The sequence below is a fragment of the Streptomyces sp. HD genome (assembly GCF_028369295.1).
Taxonomy (GTDB): domain Bacteria; phylum Actinomycetota; class Actinomycetes; order Streptomycetales; family Streptomycetaceae; genus Streptomyces.
This window is the reverse complement of sequence record NZ_JAQMYP010000154.1, coordinates 1-968: the sequence shown is the minus strand read 5'-3', so window position 1 is coordinate 968 and position 968 is coordinate 1. Positions and strand designations below refer to the sequence as shown.

At 67.3% G+C, this 968-nt stretch carries 1 protein-coding gene; it reads left to right on the top strand.

Annotation, left to right across the window (positions count from 1 at the left end):
* Window positions 1–968: non-reducing end alpha-L-arabinofuranosidase family hydrolase (locus POF73_RS45760; RefSeq protein WP_272125471.1), on the top strand; the 968-nt coding region annotated here is incomplete at both ends.

Sequence of the window (968 nt, the reverse complement as noted above, 5' to 3'; positions counted from 1 at the left end):
CCTACACGCTGACCAACGTCGCCAGCGGCCGGGCGCTGGAGCTCCCCGGCGGTCGGACCGCCAACGGCACTCCCGTCCAGATCTGGGACTCCAGCGGCGGCGCCAACCAGCACTGGAACCTCAAGCCGGCCGCGGCGCCGAAGAGCGACACCTGTGCTCTTCCGTCGACGTACCGGTGGACCTCGACGGGCCCGCTGGCGCAGCCGGCGAACGGGTCGGTCGCGCTGAAGGACTTCACCACCGTGACGTACAACGGCAAGCACCTGGTCTACGCGACCACCTCCACCGGATCGCAGTGGGGCGCGATGACGTTCCGTCCGTTCACGAACTGGTCGGACATGGCGACGGCCACCCAGACCAAGATCAGCGGGTCCGCGGTGGCGCCCAAACTGTTCTACTTCGCGCCCAAGAACATCTGGGTGCTGGTCTCGAACGGGTGGGGTACCGCCTGGCCCTTCAGCTACCGCACGTCCAGCGACCCCACCAACCCCAATGGCTGGTCCGCGCCGAAGGAGCTGTTCACCGGCCGCCTCCCCGTGGGCGCCCCGATCGACCCGACCGTGATCGCCGACGGCCAGAACATGTACCTGTTCTTCGCCGATGACAACGGCAAGATCTACAAGTCGACCATGCCGCTCGGGAACTTCCCGGGCAGCTTCGGCTCCTCGTACACCACGGTCATGAGCGACACGAAGGCGAGGCTGTTCGAGGCGCCGGAGGTCTACAAGGTCCAGGGCCAGAACCAGTACCTCATGATCGTCGAGGCGATGGGCGCGAACGGGCGCTACTTCCGCTCGTTCACGGCCTCCAGCCTGAACGGCCCGTGGGCCGAGCAGGCCGGCAGCGAGTCCAGCCCCTTCGCGGGCAAGGCCAACAGCGGTGCCACCTGGACCAGGGACATCAGCCACGGTGACCTGGTCCGCAACAACCCCGACCAGACCATGACCATCGACCCCTGCAACCTGCAG